The following is a 17,383-nucleotide window of genomic DNA, read 5'->3' as shown; positions in this document are numbered from 1 at the left end:
CAATCAGCGTCGCTTCAGGTTCTTGGCGGCAAGCTGCAGCGCAGGGCGAGCTCGCTGTCGGGCACCATGGCCGGCAGGGTATGGGTATCGTAATGGCGCTGGTCAGGCGATGCCTTTAGCGCCCTCGCCAACGCCACATAACAGGTTTGAAAGGCCCCCAGCGTCCACTGACCATACACCGTATGCCCTCCTTCATAGGCCTGCTCCTGATACTCTTCAAACGTGGTGACGTATCCCATGTAGTCATTGCAGTAGGTGTTGATCAAACAGATGTCGTCTTGCCCCAAAGAGAGGGCGCCAGTCACTGCTGCCACCAGACGCGCGCCCGCCACCGTGGTGAACTCCCCCGGCGCACAGACCAGACGCAAGTTGCCCAGGCGCACGATTTGCAGGGGCAGAACGGACGGCACCATCGGGCTGCGGGCTAATGCCCCCCGCTTTGCCTGGCGCTTGAGTTCTGCCACCAGTGGATCAGCCAGATCGGGCAGCGGAATGGCATCCAGTGTATAGCCCAGCACGGTCTTGCGCCCGGCATTGAGCACAATGTCCTTGGGGCCCTGACTGTCATACAGCTTGCGATGTTCGGCTTGCTCCGCGGCGCCGGATTTGAGTTTTTTACGTCGTTCAGCACGTGCCAGCCGTTTTGCCGCGAAGCCCAACGGCGCGGGCATGCCCGGTCCATCAATGGGAGTCCCCAGAAAGAAACCCACCCCATGGCAGGGTGCGCTGGTGCGGGCGCCCATCTCGCCGTTGGCAAATTCCTGAGCCACGGCCTGATCACTCATGTCCACATAGGTCAGCACCCCATCCAGCTCACCCGTCACTGCCTCGCCAGGCTCTTTAAGCATGGCAAAGGCGTGCTCGCTCTGTCGCTGACCATTCTGCCGGGCATAGGCGTACTCAGCCTCTCCGCGAAGCTTGCGGCGACGTTTGCGGTCCCCCGGACCGTGATAGTGCGGCGACACATCACCGGCAGTGCCCTGGGCAAAAATGGCCACAGGCTCCTTAACCCCCTGAGCGCGAAGGCAGGACTCCGCATGCAGGGCCGCGTAGCCCTTGTTGTCGCCATCGTAATGATCAAGCTGATTGCCGAGGCAGGTGGCATGGACACCGAACAGCGACAACATCGCTTCTACCCTGCCCTCACGGTGAAAACTGACCAGATGCATGGTGCGATCCAGCGCCAGATGGGTCTGATCAGCCGGGTAAGGGGTGATGTCGGGATTACGGTTATAGGCCCGTAGGGAACGGTTCCAGGCCACCGGCAGCTGATCCGGCAGGGCCTGGTGACGATAGTGGATCTGTGTGGCGGCCTGACGCTCAAGCGCCGTGTTCAGGGCACCTGCCGCAGCCTCCACCACGGCATCCAGGTGGGCGGGCACAAACCCGGGAGTAACCAGGTTATAAAGCCCTTCATGGGCACAACCACCCGGCCCCGAATGGGTGTGGGTACACGTCAGCACCAGACGACTTTCATCAAACGCCTCATCAAGCCGCTGACGTAGCGCCGCCACTACTCCCTGACGCATGGCATGGGTGATGTAACCCAGGTCGAGACAGCAATACAGCAAGGGCGCACCGTCATCTGAAGTGATGACGATGGCGCGGGCAAACAGCGGATTGCGGGTGCCGTAGGCACGGTGCCCGGGCTGACCATACCCATGCATGGCATAGCCACAGGCAACGATGTCGATTTTCTGCTTAGCCCAGCCCACCTGATAGTGCATGATGCTTCCTTGTCCATTTTTTTGGACGAACGTACCAGAAACCAATTCCCATCTTCAACCCATTTTTTTATGGCGGGCTATGGCATGCACTCGTTATCAGGCGCTACGCCGCTTTACCAGTCCGTCATCCAGTACTTGCTCGAAGTGGTCCTTCAACGTTTCACCCACAGAACGATAACGTACCCCCAGCGCTTTGCTGCGGCTGTTATCAAAGTTCACCGGATAGCCCACGTTACGGCTGATGAACTTGCGTGTTACCGGGCCCATCATGGGACCAAACAGCCACACCACCGGCTTGGGAACTTTCATCTTCGGGAACGGATAATGGCGACCAAACTGCTTCCGCAAGAGCGCTGCAATATCGAGCATGGAGACCGATTCGCTGACCAGAATGTAACGGCCCGAGGCCTCCGGGGTGAAGGCACCCAGCAAGTGGGCCTGTGCGACTTCGCGAACATCAACCGCCCCGTAGACCAGATCCGGCACCCCGGTCCTCAATTTGCCGCGGCCCATATCCAGCAAGGTGCCGATACTGGCGGAGTTGCTGGCATTGGTCAGTGAGGGGCCATAGACCATGCCCGGGTTGATCGTGACCAGATCCCAGCGAGACTGTGCATCGTGGATCTTCCAGGCCTCACGCTCCGCCGCCACCTTGGAATACTGATACGGGTTGTGATTAACACTGCTGGAGGTATTCCAGTCTTCTTCGGTGAAAAATGCGCCTCGCTTCTTGTCGGTGGCATCACCGTACACAGATGCCACACTGCTGGTAAGCACCACCCGCTTGACCGTCTCGCAGCGATTGGCCGCATTCAGCACATTGCGTGTACCTTCCACTGCTGGCCGCACCAGGGCCTCATTGGCATCGGTGAAACCGTCCAGCACAAAGGGGGAGGCGGTATGCATCAGAATGTCGCAGCCCTGCATGGGCGCATCAAAACTGTCGGCATCCAGCAGATCGGCCTTGAACAATTTGAGGGTGCCCGGGGACTGCTCCGCCAGTTGGTGGAGGTGAGCCACACTGGAAGCCTTATCCGGGTTTCGCACCGTACCATGAACGGTATGACCTGCTTCCAGCAGGTACTTGATGATCCAGCCAGCGATGTAACCGGAAGCGCCGGTGACCATTACGGTGGAAGGGGCCTGGGACATGGGGTTCTCCAGCAAAATTCAAGGGAAACTGAAACTAACACCCCCCTGGCGGGTAGCACAGGTGTGGCTGTGCCAATTTGGCAGTTTTTACACGTTCAGTACATGACCGGGCCCGGGCTGCCGACAGCTCACTCGTTAGTATGAATCCTGTGATTTCAAACTGTGTTCTAATTGCGGCATAAGGATAGCGCGGGGTGAACATGCACATTCTGGTCGTTGATGATCATCAATTGTTTCTGGATGGGATACGACATTTGCTGGAAAAGCTGGAGCCCGGCACCACCATCACCGAGGCCAATACAGTGGAGTCCGCCCTGGATGCACTGGATCAATCCAGTCAATTTGACCTGGCGCTGATCGACCTGTGCATGCCGGGCATGGATGGACTCGCATTGCTACAAAGCATGAACAACCGTCGGATTCGGTTGCCAGTGGTGATCGTGTCCGGAGAAGAAGAGCTCGCCAAGATCAAGGCGGCCATGGATATGGGCGCCTTGGGTTTTATTCCGAAACGTTACAGCAGCCAGCAGATGCGGAGTGCCCTTTCCCAGGTGCTGGAAGGTGATATCTACCTGCCTGAGCACCTGGAAAGCCAGCTCGACAGGCTGGCCTCACGACGCGAACCTCGCACCGCCGAGCATAACCCTGCGGTCAAGGAAAGCGGCATCACACGCCGTCAGTACGAAGTATTGAAGCTCCTGGCCCAAGGCTTATCAAACAAGCAAATTGCCAATACCCTGTTTCTCACCGAGCACACGGTGAAATCCCATGTCAGTGCCTTGTTTGTATTGCTCTCTGCCAATAACCGCACTGCCTGTGTTCAGAACGCAGAGCGTAGAGGCCTGTTATCAAACTAGACGCTCTTTCCCGGCAACGCGTTGTGCATTGTTGTTCTCAACTGTGCAGGCCTGACCGGTTTTTGAAGAATTTCATAATTGCTCTTTGCTACCTTGTCGAGCTTGCCCGGATCTGTGTCCCCGGTAATCAGGATGCCATGAAGGTGGTCACCGAATTCCCCGCGTAGCGCATCGATGGCATCCACCCCGCTTTCGCCATCTCGCAAACGAAGATCGGACAACACCAGCTCCGGTGGTTGATCGCCAAGCGCCAGGGCCTCCCTCGCTTCCGCCAGACTGGCTGCCGCAGTCACCTTGCAGCCCCACTTGCCAAGCAGTGTCTTCATGGCAGCCAGGATCTCGACCTCATCATCAATAATCACAACATGTCGCCCCCCCAGCTCCCATCGCCGGTTTACTGGCTTGCCAAAACCAGACTCCACCAGCGCCGAATTTCCTCGGGGCACCACTACCTCAAACAGGGAGCCTTTTCCCTGGGTTGAGTTCATTCGCAGTGGCAACTGCAGCAAAGCGCTCAGGCGGCGCACCAAGGCCAGCCCCAACCCCAGCCCCTGATTGCGATCACGGTGGACGTTATGTAACTGGTGGAACTCCAGAAAAATGTCGTCTTTACTTTCTTCCGGGATACCCATCCCGGTATCCCAGACCTGTACCACCACTCTGTCCTGCCGCAGCCGGCACCCCACCAGAACCCCGCCGCGATCGGTATAACGCACCGCATTCCCTATCAGGTTGCGAAGTATTCTTTCCAGCAGCAGCCGGTCGCTGACCACCACAGCCGGGGATGTCCAAAGCCTCAATTCCAGCTGCTTCTTCTCGGCTTCAGCTCGATATTCCTCTGCCAATGCCAGCAGTACCGGTTGCAGATCAAAATGACTGTAATCCGGTTTGATGATGTTGGCGTCCAGCCGGGAGATATCCAGCAAGGCATCAAACAGCTTGCGCAGAGCGTCCAGTGACAGCTGTACTCTGGGAAAAAGCGTCGCACGTTCTTCGTCACTGCTCGCGTCCCTGAGCACATCAATAAAGAGGGACAAAGCATGCAACGGCTGGCGCAAATCATGACTGGCCGCCGCCAGAAAGCGAGACATGGCCTGCGTCGCCTGCTCTGCCTCACGGCGCTCCTTACTCAGCTCCCGGGAAAGAGACACACTCTCCAACCGCATACGAATCTGGTCGCGCAGTGATTGATTGAGAATCCGCGCAAATCCGGAGCCGGCCAGATACACCCACACCATCACCACCGCAAGCACCGCATAGAGGGGGGCGCTTGTTGCGACAGCCTGATAAATAAAACTGCCACCAAGAGCAATGAAGATGGGCGCTGCATAGACATGAAATAATGGCAGGCAATAATGGGCAGGAATGATATTCCCGGTTCCCAACGCCAACGCAATGGTCACCAGAAAGATCTGCTGGACCTGGGAGTCGGCCTGATACAGGCTGGCAATGACGATCCCCCAGCACGTGCCCATGTACAGCCAGCTTCGCACAAGGCGGCGCTCCCACCTCATGACCTTGTCGGCGGATACCTCTTTCGCCAGAAATCGCCTTGCCAGCATTTCCTGGTACAGGATGCCCACCAACATCACCAATGACGCGACCATCAGCCCGGGTAACGGCACTCTGTCGTAATGCGCCGCTGCCGCCAGAAACACGACCGCAAATTTCGGGAAGGTTGTTCCCTTGGCCAAAGTCATTAACTGGCCAACGGACTCCAGCGTGATTTGCCGATCGATGGCATCGGTGTCTGACGTAGCTGTGAACTCGTCCGCTGAGCCACTCTGCGTATCCACCGGTAACTCCCCCCAGAACTTCTTTCCCATTACCCCTCCCCTGATAAGCCCATCTTATCCGGGTTTCTCATTAATCACAGATCCACGAACCAAGTTCATACTTTTGCGGGATAATTTACTGTGTCTAAACCGGTATAACCCCCAAGCAAACCACTTTCTCAGCGAAGACCTTGGGGGGATACCATGTTACGTCGCTGCGCCATCCTGACCAGTGCAACCACGCTTGCTCTACTGGGCTGCAAATCGGACATACCACAACTCAATCACAACAACGCTGCCGGTAGTACGTTGAGCATCAGCCGTAGCTTCATCAACACAGATGGCCCTGTGGAAGGCGTGGCCTATGCCTGCATCAATGCGCCCACAGCATGGGGCGGCCCCACCGGGGCGTTTGTCAAAGGCACCCTTTCTTCGGTGTCGTTTACCAGCACACCGGGGGAGAACTCCGGTCGAAGCACCTATATGCAAGATACCCTGCCAAGGGATGGGTACAGCTGGTACTGCCACGACGAACCCGAGCGCGACTATCAGCTCGGTGATCAGGGTGAAATCACCTGGCAATTCGCCGGACAAAATGATTCTGCACTGATCTTCACCATTGTCTCTGGCAGCAAGGAAAACCCGGGGCTAACGCGCTTTGCCGCCCAACAGGTCAATGCGGCAGGCACCAATGCACCCTTTTACTGGGAGCCTCTCAACCTCAGCGGCGCCGGCCCTGAAATTGGTGACATTACTGCAGGCCCAAATGCCTTCAACGATGGTCTGGCTTTCTACAATGACGATGACGGACATTTCTATCTGCGTGCTGCTGACGGCACGCTCACCTCGGCTGAGCCTGAACTCCTGAGCTCGGCCCCCCTCATCCGCAATGATCGCCTTGTCGGGCTGGGCTTCACTGAAAACGGACTGCAGGCCCAGGTCAGCACCGATGGCCAGGCATGGCAGTTGTCCGAGGTGATCGATACCGGCGATGGCGGCCTCAACCTGCACGAGAACCCGGTCACCGGTGACTATGTCGCCAGCCTGGGCGGCAATCTCTACACCTCCGCCGATGCCCTGGCCTGGAGTAACAGCACCGATACCGGACTTTCCTTCGTCCAGCATTATGCGGTACTACCGGACGGCACCCAGATCGCCGCCGGTGATGGCCAGGTCAGCAGCGAAGTCGCCGAGGGTAACTGGAGTCCGGTGCTGGCCATGCCGGAAGGCAGCACCGCCAATGTCTTTCAGTTACAGACCGCTGGAAACGCCGTGTACTTGCTGCGGGAGGAGACTGTGGATGGCCCTCCCCCTACCACTCATCTTTACCGCTCCGAAGACGGCCAGGCGTGGACCGAGTTGCTCCCGGAGAGACAACCTGGCTACAACCTTGCCCTCTTTGCCGAAGGGGAACGAATTCTCATGCTGGTCAAAGACGGTCCCTATGTGAGCAACGATGGCGGCATTAACTGGGCTCCCCTGTCGGTGTTACCCGAAGCGTTTGAAGATCAGATTTTTGAGTGGTACCCGGTCCTGGCCGGTCAGCAGGACGGCCTCTATTTCCTGTCGCTTTCAGTCAGAATCGGGGACTCGTTCGGCTCGAGTGTGGAGCTATTCCTGGCCAGCGAGGACCTGGAGACCTTCCATCTGCTGGCAGGCAAACCGAATATAGAGGGTGATTTCGGGCAGCGGGCAAGTGCATCGTCTGCCGGCATTGTCACCGTGGGAGTGGATAGCCAGGGCACTCATATGCACAAGCTGGTCAAGGCAGGTGAAAGTGGAAGCACACCCTCCGCGACCGGCAGCAGCGGTGGCGGTGGTGGTGCCAGCACTGTGGGGCTATGGCTGTTTGCACTCATTCTGCTCGGCCGCCGCAGGCCATTGCGGTAGTCGGATTATTGATCTTCAGGGTGACGGCCCTCGCCAGTCACCCTTTCTTCCGTCCATTCCCTGGTTCCTACGCACCCAGACATTCTGACGCGCTCCGCGCTTCTTCTCTATCCCAGCCCCACAACCTCTGATAGCATAAAAATTGCGCAATAGTGGCGCAGGGATATCACATTGCCTTCAGGAACTGCCATCACAATGCTCACTCAGCCCGGTTACCAGCAACACCTGGCTCGCCCCTATCGCAAAGCCCTGTTAAACGCCCTTCTGATCATCACTTTTTTCAGCGGACTGCTGTTTGCGTGGATCAATTTCGGCCGCCACAATTATGTGGTCGCCATTGTAGAGCTGTTCATGGCCGGCTACTCAATGGCACTACTCTTCATTATTCGTGAGACCCAGCGGCTTGAATTCTGGGCCATGGCTTACTTGTTCCCGTTCTTCACCATCATGATGGTGGCGATGGCCTCTCCCCAGTCCACCGCCAATATTTTCATCTGGATTTTCCTGATTCCCATTGTTGCCCACTTGCTGGTCGGGCGGGTAAAGGGGCTTGGCCTGACGCTTCTGTATATCGGCATAGCTTCCGCTATCTTTTTTCATCGTTTCGGTCATGATCCCGACATGATGCAACCGGTTATTCTTGCCAATATTGGCGTGCTGACCCTTTGCCTGATCGCCTTTTCCCACGTATATGAAATTACCCGCGAACAAACCGAGCAGCGGTTAACGCAGCAAGCCCATTCCGATCCCCTGACCCAGTTACCCAACCGGGCTCATCTGCAAGGCCGCTTCGATCTCGAGCGTCTTCGCCATCAACGACAGGGCACGCCGTTGTCTCTGGTATTGCTCGATCTGGATTTCTTCAAGCGAATTAACGATACCCTGGGGCACGCTGCTGGCGACAAGGCCCTGCAATACTTCGCCAACCTGATGCGCACTGCCGTCCGACAGACCGACCTGGTCGCCCGTCTGGGAGGCGAAGAGTTCTGCCTGCTACTGCCGGAAACCGACGCGGAGCAAGCGCGTCTGGTGGCCGAAAAAATTCGTCACAAGCTGGCCAGAGCAGCCATTGATCTGGAGGGTACCCCCGTCACCATGACCGTCAGCGGCGGTATCGCCCAACTGGGCGCTGACGGAGACACGCTGGATGCCATGACACGCAATGCCGATGAAAAGCTGTATGAGGCGAAGGCCACCGGTAGAAACCGGATAGTGAACTAAAGGCATCCCTACATCAGCATGTCCTCGCAGATGGACAGCGGGACAAGTAGTATTGCGCTCCAGTTCTTTTAATACTTGAGTGGCCACTCTCCACTGGACGGCATGACTCCCTGAAGCAGGTAACGAAACGATGGCAACCCAGTTTCATCCGGAAACCGAACACCTTGCCGGAATGCTGAGTCGGGCGTTCTACCAGGATCCTCTTTTTGTCTACTTTTTCCCTAACGATGCGAAAAGGGAAAGGCAAAGCCTGCACACCTTCCGCTTCATGCTTCGCCATGCCCACCTCAATGGAAAAGTGGTCTGCTCCAGCAACAACAGGGATGGTGCGGCGCTCTGGCTGCCCTCCGACGCCATGCAGCACAGCTGGCTGGACCTGATGCGCCTTGGCCTGTTACCAGCTTTTTTTGCACAGGGCCCAATGGCGGTGCAACGGCAGCTGGACGCCGTAGAAGACATGCAGGCCATGCACAACACCATCATTAGCGAGCCGCACTACTACCTGACTGTTTTCGGTGTAGAGCCGGACAAGCAGGGAAAAGGGGTTGGATCATCCATCCTGAGGCCAACACTGGAACAATTTGATCATGAGGGGATGCCTGCTTATCTGGATACCCACAACCCTGAAAACGTATCGCTCTATCTGCGTTTCGGGTTTGAGATAGCCCATCATGGTTACCTGCCCGGAGGAGCGGTGATGCACTGGGGAATGTTGCGCAAACCCCGCTGACGCCACTCAGTCATCCCTGAACGGCACCAGTTCATCAAAGTGCTGAATCACGCTGTCTGCCAGGTGGCTATGCTGGTTCGTCCCCTTGGGATCGTAATAAACGCCGGCCATGTCAGCATTGCGAGCCGCTTCAAGATCAAACCGGAAGTCGCCCACGTAGGCCAGCTGCTGCGGTGCTTGCCCCCATTCACGGGCAATGTGCAGCAGTCCATCCGGTGCGGGTTTGGGCGCAGCATCTTCACGGGCCAGCAGGCATTCGATGCTGCCACCCAGGCGGCTCAGTGTCAGTCGTGCAATATCCCGTGCATTACGTGTCAGCACCCCCACCGGAATACCCGCCGTTTTTAGCCGCTGAAGACAGGCCTCTGCCCCCGGCATCCATTCTGCCCGCTCCGCGCCTTCACGCTCATGGCGGAGCACCACCTCATGCCCCCTTGCCTGATCGGCCTCAGGCAAACTGTCGATGTACTCCAGCACGTCCACCCCTGCCGGGCAGCCCAGCTCAGCGCGAATGGCAGAAAAGTCGAGACGGGAATCCACCAGCGTGCCATCCAGATCAAAAATCACCCCTTCAACCCATCGTCGTTGCAGATACAAACCCGGTCTCACGGCCATCACTTGCCCTCTTACACATGACTGTCATCTTGAGTAATACTGTACAGGACCATCACACAGGGAGAGTCAAGAATGAAACAACGCTACTCGCTATTGCTTGGTGCCAGCCTGCTGGCCCTCGCCCCACTTGCCAGTGCCGAGTTTTATATTGGTGCCGGTTTGTACGATATCTCAGTGGACGAGAATATCGATAATGTCAGTTTCGACGACAACGATACCACCGGCGCCCTGTTTCTTGGCTGGCGACCGCTTGAGCTGGTTGGTGCCGAAGTGGGTTACTACGATTTCGGCGAACTGGAAGCGGACGATGGCACCACGATTGAAGGGGGAGCCCTCACTGTCGCGGGGCTGCTCAGTTTCGAACTCGGACCGGTAGGTCTGTACGGCAAGGCCGGTATTGCCAGCACCGATGTGGATATCAAGAACGGCGCTTTCAGCGACGATGATTCCTCATCTGATCCTTTCGGCGGCATTGGTGCCACGGTGGATGTACTGGACAAACTCTACGTCTATGCCGAGTACCTGCGATTCGATAACGACGCCAAGCTGGATGCCATTGGCGCCGGCGTACGCTATCAGTTCTGATCCACGTTTCAGCATAAAAAAGGGCGCCGAATGGCGCCCTTTTCATGTCGCTTGCGGCGATAAACAAAGAAAAACCCACCCTCAAGCGCTGTCGACCACCGTTCTATCCCGTTCAACCCTGACAGTGGTAGCTTGCCCGCAAGCGATATGTGCCGTGGTGAAAGCAGCGAGTTCCGAAATGCAAAAACCGGAAATGCGGAACCTGTTCTTCTCGCTTCTCGCTTCTCGCTTCTCGCTTCTCGCTTCTCGCTTCTCGCTTCTCGCTTCTCGCTTCTCGCTTCTCGCTTCTCGCTTCTCGCTTCTCGCTTGTAGCTTGTAGCTTGTAGCTTGTAGCTTGTAGCTATTGTCCTTCTACCACCCTCTCCAGCAACACCCGGTTTGGCATTTCACTAAACTGATCTTCCCCAAACGCTGCCACCAGACTCAACCCCGGCTCCAGTCGCATCTTCTGTTGGATGTGGCGACGGACTTCACCGGTCTGATATTTAAGGTCCAGCTCGAATCCGTCCGAGCCCAGCTTGTCGACCTTGAGCTCAAAGTTGGAGCCGCTGGCCTGCCAGTGAGTCTGCCCCGTGTCATGGAGGGTGATGTACCAGTCGACCCCGTCACTACTGCGCTGCTGTACGACCTTTACGCCCCCTTCAGGAGGCTGGCCCTGTTGCCAGACAAAGGTGTAGTACCACATGCACAGCACCACCGCGAGTGCCGCACTGGACAAGATCAAACGCCATTTCATCATGGCTGTGAATTCCTTGATTGCGTACGTTAAGGCCGATTTCCGGGCCAGAGCGTAGGGAAAGTTTCGGGTTCTTTGCGTTGCTGCAGGATTGCCTGACGCCGGAAGCTCGAAGCCTGATGCTGCAACCCACCACCTGGCCAAAACACCCCGCCCGATGCCGAAGCGTCAGGGGGGGCATGTTTCCGTCTGGCCTGCGGCCTCAGGCGTCACTCAAGCTAGCGATTCACTTCCACCCACTGGCCCTTGCTGCGCGCCTGGTAACGACCATCGTACATGGCTTCCACTGTCCAGGCCGGCAGATAGTAGCGCCCCGCGAAGGATGCGTTAAGTTCCACTGGCAAGGTCAGGCTGTGTTGGCTGCCCGGCTTGAGGTCGAAGTAATGCATGATGCGGTCATCACGAAGATCCTGCCAGGTTACCCGGTCACTGTTCTCGGCACTGCCATCCAGGCGGCTGCTGGTGAGCTGCCAGCCGGAAGGCAGGATCTGGGTCAGTGCCACATCCTCAAGGGTTCTGCCGGTGAGGTTCTGCACGGTGACCACAGCGGTGAAATCCTGTCCCTGTTTCAGAGCCACCGGATTTACCGGATTACCGTCCGCCAGGAAACGCACCGACAGGGAGATTCCCTCACTGACGGGCTGCTCGTTACCCGGCGCCGGAGTCCCGGTCTGGCTAAGCGTGACGAACAGCTTGCGATCACTGTCATTTCTCACTGTCAGTCCCTGCTCACCGGATGCCAGCGCCTGTTGCGTCACCGGTGACGTGGCCGCGATATCCTGCCAACCTGTTTTGCCCTCTTTCACGGCATAACGATAGGACTTGTCATCACTCTGGCTCCCCGCGTAGCGGGCCATGGCCATTAACGACCAGGCCGTAGTCTGGGTGCTGTACCAGCTTTGCCCTGACAGTTGATCCGCAATATCACGGGCCAGTGCCCAGGCTTGCTGGTCATGACCTTGCGCCTGTGTCACGGTCAGGCGGATCGCCTGGTCACGCAATGCAGACCCATAGGTGTAGCTGGCGCCGTCCTGCAGCAGGTCGTTGCCCTTCAGCGTAGTCAGCTCAGCCGCCACATCAGACAGCCCCATCTGCTGGTAGGCGGCCGCCAGCAACCAGCGGCCATTGTGGTAACTACTGCTGCGCCGGTAATCCTTCTCTGCTACCTGCAGACGCTCACGCAGGCGGTTCATGACACCCACCTGCGGCTTGCCGGACAGCGCCAGAGTGTACTGGCGGTAGGCTTCCGAACTCCACTCCCAGGGCCGCTCGCCCAGGCTCTGGCTGCGACGAATCTGCCACGCCTGCCAGCTGTCCAGCATGTCGGCAGGCACGGCATAACCAAGACGACGGGCTTCCAGCAGGAAGTGACCTGCATAGGTGGAGCCCCAGTCGCTGGCCTCCGCCAGACCCGGCCAGTAACTGAAACCACCACTGGCCAGCTGGAAACGCTGCAAGCGGGAGATCGCTGCGTCGATATGGGTCTGAATATCCTGCTTTTGCTGATCGCTGAGGTTCATCAGCTGTGGCAGGTACAGCTGCGGCAGCGCCGCCGATGTCGTTTGCTCAATGCAGCCATGGGGGTAACGCAACAGATACTGCAAGCGACGCTCCAGCCCCATGGCCGGGAGGGTACTGACCGCCAGGGCGGCACTGTTGGTACCGGGCAAACCGTGGGGCGTCGTTTCCAGCGCCCAGAGCTCGCCCTTCTCCAGCACCTTGAAAGTATCCCGTGTTGTGGGCGGATTAGCCGCACGCACCGGCAAGTGAACGGTCTCACTGGTCTTGTGCTTGCCCGCCCTGGCCGTGACGGTGATGCTACCAATACCGGTTTGCTGCTTGGCCGTCAGCGTCAGCATGGCAATCTGATCCGATGGACCGGTGAAGGTGAGGCTGGTCGTGTCGCGATCGACACTGAACAGTTCCTCATCCACTTCCACAGACAGTTTTACCTTGCTGATGCTGTCTTCCGTGACAAACACCGTCACTGGCAGCGACACCGTTTCCCCCGGACCAAGCACCCGTGGCAGGGTGCTCAGCAAGGTCAGCGGCTGGGTCACCGTAATAGAGGTATCGGCCTTGCCGTAAGCGCCGTTATCACCCGCAACGACCATGACACGCACCTGGCCCATATAGGGCGGCAAGGTGATTTCGTGGTTGGCGGTTTCTCCGCCCTCAAGTGAAAACGGCCCAAGGAATTTCACCACCGGCGGAAAACGGCGACGCTGTTTGTCACGACCATCATCGCCGCTGTCAGACCCGCCCAGCGCCAGCAGCTGGTCCAACTCGGCACCATAGGCACCGGCGACCAGGTCAAACAGGTCCCAGGTAAGGACACCCAGTGCCTCGCGCTCATAGAACCCATCATGGGGATTGGGGGTACGGAAATTGGTTAGCCCCAACAGGCCTTCGTCCACCAGTGCCAGGGTGTAGGTCATCGCTTTTCCCTGTTGCTCTTTTACCGCCACAGAGAAAGTCTGCTCCGGCTTCACCGAAGCCGGCGCCTCGATTTCCGGCTGCAGACGGGTCGATGGATCATCCACCAGCAACGGCACTACACCGTACAGACGAATCGGCCGATCATTGTCACGCTGATGAGGCTGCAACAACGCCACATGCACATAGACGTTGGGAGCCATCTCTGCGCTGACAGGAATTTCAAGAGTCTGAGCCTGGCCCGTGGCCGATTTCCAGAATTGCTCAAGCACCTCGGATCCGTTTTCCATGCTGACCAGCAGACGACCTTCTGCAATAGCTGGCAACTCAATACGGGCAGTTTCGCCAACCTGATAACGCTCCTTGTCGGCACCAAGACTCAAGCGTGTAGCCGCATCCTGACTGCCGGACGCCTGATCCCAGCTCCAGCCCAGATACACGGACCGGGAAGCACAGTGCTGACTCTGCTGATCGCACACGCGAATCAGGTGGCGCCCCCAATCATAATCCTCACCATTCAAGCTCCACTGGCCACGCCCCTGAGCATCGGTGGTGATCTGCGCTTCACGAATCACCTTGGTGTGAGGATCGCTGATGAAATGCGTCAGGTCATCACCGGAGCGATCCCACCACCAGCGCCAGTCAATTTCATAGACCGTCAGCATCAGGGGACGTCCCGCAACCGGCTTGCCATCACTGTCCACACTGATCAGATCAATGCCATGCTGCTCGTTGCGCGCCAGGGCACCGCCCCAGCCGCTCCCCTGCGGCACGCGCATGCCGACCCACTGGCTATAGGGGTAAACAGGCACACTGCGGATCTGGGTACTGTAGTCACCACTGTTCTCGAATACCCGCGTGGTCAGGGTCGCTCGCATCATGCCCGGCGGTTGCTCAGCTGGAATGGTGAGCGGGAATGTGGCCTTGCCTTCGCCATTCACGTTGGCATCAAACGCGGTAAACGGTTCACTGCCCAGGGCGCGGGTGCTGTCGTCAAACTCGTAGGCCTCAAGACCTGAAAAACGAGTCGTGACTGCGCGGCTGCGCACCTTCACATCCGCCTTCAGGTTGGCTGCGGTGGCACCATTGAGCCATTGAGTGAAGAGCGTGACGGGCTCGGCCTCGTTGGCCGCCACTTTTTCAGGCAGGGCCAACTCAATTTTCAGACGATTGGGCTTGATCGCTTCCACCCGCACCGGCGTATCAAAGTAACGCTGGCCCAGCCGGGCCACCGCCCGCCAGTTTCCGGTAGGCGCGTCGTCCACCGTACTCAGAGTAAAGGCATAGAAACCATTAACCGGTGCTTCCAGGGCATAACTGTGGATCTTGTTGCCGCGCGGATCGAACCAGTCCAGCGTCAACGGGTGATCATCCGGAATCTGGTCATTCTGGTCTTCGAGAATAAAGGTCAGGTGGATGTCATCACCGGGACGCCACACATCCCGTTCACCGTAGAAAAAGCCTTTCAATCCGTCACGAACGCGCACCCCGCCGGTATTGAACTGGTTGGTGGGCAAGGCACGGTTGCGAGCCAGCTTGAGGAACCCGGTATCGCGTTCCTTGCTGGCCTTGAGATAAAACGGAGTGCCATCCAGCTCAACGGTGACCATGCCATCACCATTGGTCAAACCCATGCCTATCTGCTGCTGCTGGTAGTTGTAGACCTTCACCACCACATCGTCAGCAGGTTCATTGTCGTTGAGGCTGGTGGCGACCACATATAATCGCTGGTCTTCGCCCTGCTTGGCGATCAGGCCAATATTGGACGCCAGGAAGGCGCGGGTGCTGGAGGCCAGATCGTTGTATTTGTAGTAGCTGTCGGAACAGGGGTTGTCCTGTTCGTACCAGCTTAGATAACCGGCATCATCGTAGTAACGGCTGAAACGGTCTTCTCTGTCATCCTGCCCGGGGCCTTCATAATTCTCGGGCAAGGTTGTCTTGCGCGTCAGTGCTTCGGCAGGACAGTCATAGTGAATGTCATCCCCGTCGATGGTCAGGGTCAGCATGACTAGCCCATTGGGGTGTTTCGCCATCAGTTCGGTCAGGTCAAGCTGATAACGCTGCCAACCATCGCCATTGGCCGGCAGGGCCAACGTCTTCTGCCACAGATAACGGCCGGTGCGGCTATCCGTATCCCCTTCATCCAGATCGTTGCCCTGAAGGTAGATACCCATGTTGTCATCGAAAACACGGAACGCCTGCACCTTGACGGAACGGATCGCGGCCGCCTCAAAAGGCACGCTCAGCGTCTTGCCCTCTGGCAGGATGGTGCCCTCCCCCACAAAGCGCACGCCAGGCCGCGACATCATCAGGGTAACGGTTTGCTCCAGTTTCTTGTTCAGCCGGATGCCCTTGGCCGAGCGCACTCCCCCCTCGATCACCAGCTTGACCGTTTCCTCACTGTTCTCATCGGGGTAAATACGCAGTCGGCTGCCGTCTACTTCGGTACGCGGCTTGAGATTACGATCCAGTGTTACCAGCCCCAGCAGGTTCTGTGTACCCTGCAGCGGCTCGGAGAAATTCACTTCCACATGGGGCTTGGGGTAATTCACTGCCCGCACATTGGTGATGGCAAAGATCGACCGGGCCGGCACACCATAATGGCGCTCCCCCTGATTATCGACGCCCAGCGGCGAACCATCCCAACGCAGGGTCAGCTTGCCTTCACTGTCTTCCCGGGCAATACCCGTCACGGTAAAGCGGTGCTCAAGACCCGCGCTGTCATGCTGCCAGGTCAGGGTCGGTGCGCCCGGCCCGGTGGCAGACAGGCTGCTTTCCACGGCGACGCTGTCAGCCAGATCGCGGGTCTGCAAGGTGCCAGACAGGGTCATGTTATTGCCATCGTCTCCCGGCAGCAGCGATTCCACCGTCAGGCTGAGCTGCTGGCGCAGTACCTGCAGATCAAACACCGCAGGCGGAAGCTGGTCATCCACGCTTTCCAGCCCCTGGGCATAAAGATTCAACTGCAGCGATTGTCCGCCTGGCAGCGGGTTTTCGGTACGGATCTCCAGTCGATCCGCCGCCACGGCAATCACCTCATGGGGAAACTCGGGCTTCAGGCTGACCACACCCGAAACCGTCTTGCCCACCGACTGCTCATCAAACACCGGATGGCTGAAGCGAACGCTGATTGGCGCACGAGCACTGATCGTACCCGCGGGGCTCGCCGCCAAATGTTGTTGCCAACGATCATCAAGGGGGGGCAGCGATGAAGAACCCGCTCCTCCCTGCTCTTGTTTCACTTCCGCTTGCGATCCTGTTTGAGGCTTGTCCTCACAGGCCACCAGCGCCAGGCTGAGCGTAATCAGCCAGAGGCGAAAAGCCGTTGCGAACGACGTTGGCATCAGTCATTTCCCTTAGTTCAATGAATCGGACAAACATAGCACATCAGTACTGCAAATCGTTGTAAGCCAAAGACTACAAATCAATGCGCTACCCACCGCGCACCGGAAACGGTAAGCATGCCATTCCTGTTTTAGACGGACAGTCTCCAGAAATGAAACATCACCACGAGAGCCACAATGAGAAAAGCTGGAAAAACAGTGGCTTGGATAGCTGAATGCACGTTCGTGCAATTATTGACCTAAGGAGCCAACCGAAAAGTCTGCAAGGCGAATGCGAATGCGAACACATGTCCACATAATGATTGTGTCGATGAG

General features: G+C 57.7%; 11 protein-coding genes. 5 read left to right on the top strand and 6 right to left on the bottom strand.

Annotated features, from left to right (window positions below; genetic code table 11):
* Positions 1–14: 14 nt before the first annotated feature.
* Positions 15–1,727, bottom strand: a complete 1,713-nt coding sequence (locus GFN93_RS09775; RefSeq protein ID WP_153500917.1) for a neutral/alkaline non-lysosomal ceramidase N-terminal domain-containing protein — start codon at positions 1,725–1,727, stop codon at positions 15–17.
* 96 nt (positions 1,728–1,823) lie between these two features.
* Positions 1,824–2,879: an SDR family oxidoreductase gene (locus GFN93_RS09770; protein WP_235901779.1), complete on the bottom strand. Its 1,056-nt coding sequence runs from the start codon at positions 2,877–2,879 to the stop codon at positions 1,824–1,826.
* A gap of 200 nt (positions 2,880–3,079) precedes the next feature.
* Between GFN93_RS09770 and GFN93_RS09765 the strand changes: the two genes are divergently transcribed.
* Positions 3,080–3,736, top strand: a complete 657-nt coding sequence (locus GFN93_RS09765) for a response regulator transcription factor (RefSeq protein ID WP_153501937.1) — start codon at positions 3,080–3,082, stop codon at positions 3,734–3,736.
* Here the strand turns inward: GFN93_RS09765 and GFN93_RS09760 are convergent.
* Positions 3,733–5,562: an ATP-binding response regulator gene (locus GFN93_RS09760; RefSeq protein ID WP_153500916.1), complete on the bottom strand. Its 1,830-nt coding sequence runs from the start codon at positions 5,560–5,562 to the stop codon at positions 3,733–3,735. The two genes, GFN93_RS09765 and GFN93_RS09760, sit on opposite strands and share 4 nt — an antisense overlap.
* A gap of 153 nt (positions 5,563–5,715) precedes the next feature.
* Between GFN93_RS09760 and GFN93_RS09755 the strand changes: the two genes are divergently transcribed.
* The 3 genes from GFN93_RS09755 (at position 5,716) to GFN93_RS09745 (ending at position 9,352) form a co-directional block, all read left to right on the top strand.
* Positions 5,716–7,401 (top strand): hypothetical protein, encoded by a 1,686-nt coding sequence (locus tag GFN93_RS09755; protein WP_153500915.1) that lies wholly within the window; start codon positions 5,716–5,718, stop codon positions 7,399–7,401.
* Positions 7,402–7,596: 195 nt separating this feature from the next.
* On the top strand, positions 7,597–8,622 hold the full coding sequence (locus GFN93_RS09750) for a GGDEF domain-containing protein (RefSeq protein WP_153500914.1): 1,026 nt from the start codon (positions 7,597–7,599) through the stop codon (positions 8,620–8,622).
* A gap of 130 nt (positions 8,623–8,752) precedes the next feature.
* Positions 8,753–9,352, top strand: a complete 600-nt coding sequence (locus tag GFN93_RS09745) for a GNAT family N-acetyltransferase (RefSeq protein WP_153500913.1) — start codon at positions 8,753–8,755, stop codon at positions 9,350–9,352.
* A gap of 6 nt (positions 9,353–9,358) precedes the next feature.
* Here GFN93_RS09745 and GFN93_RS09740 read toward each other — a convergent pair whose 3' ends face one another.
* A complete protein-coding gene (locus GFN93_RS09740) occupies positions 9,359–9,967 on the bottom strand; it encodes an HAD family hydrolase (RefSeq protein WP_153500912.1) in 609 nt (202 codons plus the stop codon).
* Positions 9,968–10,039: 72 nt separating this feature from the next.
* On the opposite strand from GFN93_RS09740, the gene GFN93_RS09735 reads away from it, so the two are divergent.
* Positions 10,040–10,552 (top strand): outer membrane beta-barrel protein, encoded by a 513-nt coding sequence (locus GFN93_RS09735; protein WP_153500911.1) that lies wholly within the window; start codon positions 10,040–10,042, stop codon positions 10,550–10,552.
* Between the two features lie 340 nt (positions 10,553–10,892).
* On the opposite strand, the gene GFN93_RS09730 is transcribed toward GFN93_RS09735, so the two are convergent.
* Both GFN93_RS09730 and GFN93_RS09725 read right to left on the bottom strand, forming a co-directional pair.
* Entirely contained in the window at positions 10,893–11,291 is a 399-nt protein-coding gene (locus GFN93_RS09730; RefSeq protein ID WP_153500910.1) for a hypothetical protein, read from the bottom strand.
* Between the two features lie 215 nt (positions 11,292–11,506).
* The gene (locus GFN93_RS09725) at positions 11,507–17,068 is read right to left on the bottom strand and encodes an alpha-2-macroglobulin (RefSeq protein WP_153500909.1); all 5,562 of its coding nucleotides are present in this window, start codon (positions 17,066–17,068) and stop codon (positions 11,507–11,509) included.
* Between the last annotated feature and the right edge of the window lie 315 nt (positions 17,069–17,383).

It is taken from the genome of Alcanivorax sediminis, from assembly GCF_009601165.1.
Lineage (GTDB): Bacteria > Pseudomonadota > Gammaproteobacteria > Pseudomonadales > Alcanivoracaceae > Alcanivorax > Alcanivorax sediminis.
The sequence above is the reverse complement of the archived record's forward strand: the minus strand, read 5'-3'. Positions and strand labels throughout refer to the sequence as shown.

Coding starts and splice junctions, on each gene's coding strand:
- GFN93_RS09735 (WP_153500911.1), top strand. CDS start 10,040: ATGAAACAACGCTACTCGCTATTGCTTGGTGCCAGCCTGCTGGCCCTC.
- GFN93_RS09740 (WP_153500912.1), bottom strand. CDS start 9,967: ATGGCCGTGAGACCGGGTTTGTATCTGCAACGACGATGGGTTGAAGGG.
- GFN93_RS09770 (WP_235901779.1), bottom strand. CDS start 2,879: ATGTCCCAGGCCCCTTCCACCGTAATGGTCACCGGCGCTTCCGGTTAC.
- GFN93_RS09775 (WP_153500917.1), bottom strand. CDS start 1,727: ATGCACTATCAGGTGGGCTGGGCTAAGCAGAAAATCGACATCGTTGCC.
- GFN93_RS09765 (WP_153501937.1), top strand. CDS start 3,080: ATGCACATTCTGGTCGTTGATGATCATCAATTGTTTCTGGATGGGATA.
- GFN93_RS09725 (WP_153500909.1), bottom strand. CDS start 17,068: ATGCCAACGTCGTTCGCAACGGCTTTTCGCCTCTGGCTGATTACGCTC.
- GFN93_RS09755 (WP_153500915.1), top strand. CDS start 5,716: ATGTTACGTCGCTGCGCCATCCTGACCAGTGCAACCACGCTTGCTCTA.
- GFN93_RS09750 (WP_153500914.1), top strand. CDS start 7,597: ATGCTCACTCAGCCCGGTTACCAGCAACACCTGGCTCGCCCCTATCGC.
- GFN93_RS09745 (WP_153500913.1), top strand. CDS start 8,753: ATGGCAACCCAGTTTCATCCGGAAACCGAACACCTTGCCGGAATGCTG.
- GFN93_RS09730 (WP_153500910.1), bottom strand. CDS start 11,291: ATGATGAAATGGCGTTTGATCTTGTCCAGTGCGGCACTCGCGGTGGTG.
- GFN93_RS09760 (WP_153500916.1), bottom strand. CDS start 5,562: ATGGGAAAGAAGTTCTGGGGGGAGTTACCGGTGGATACGCAGAGTGGC.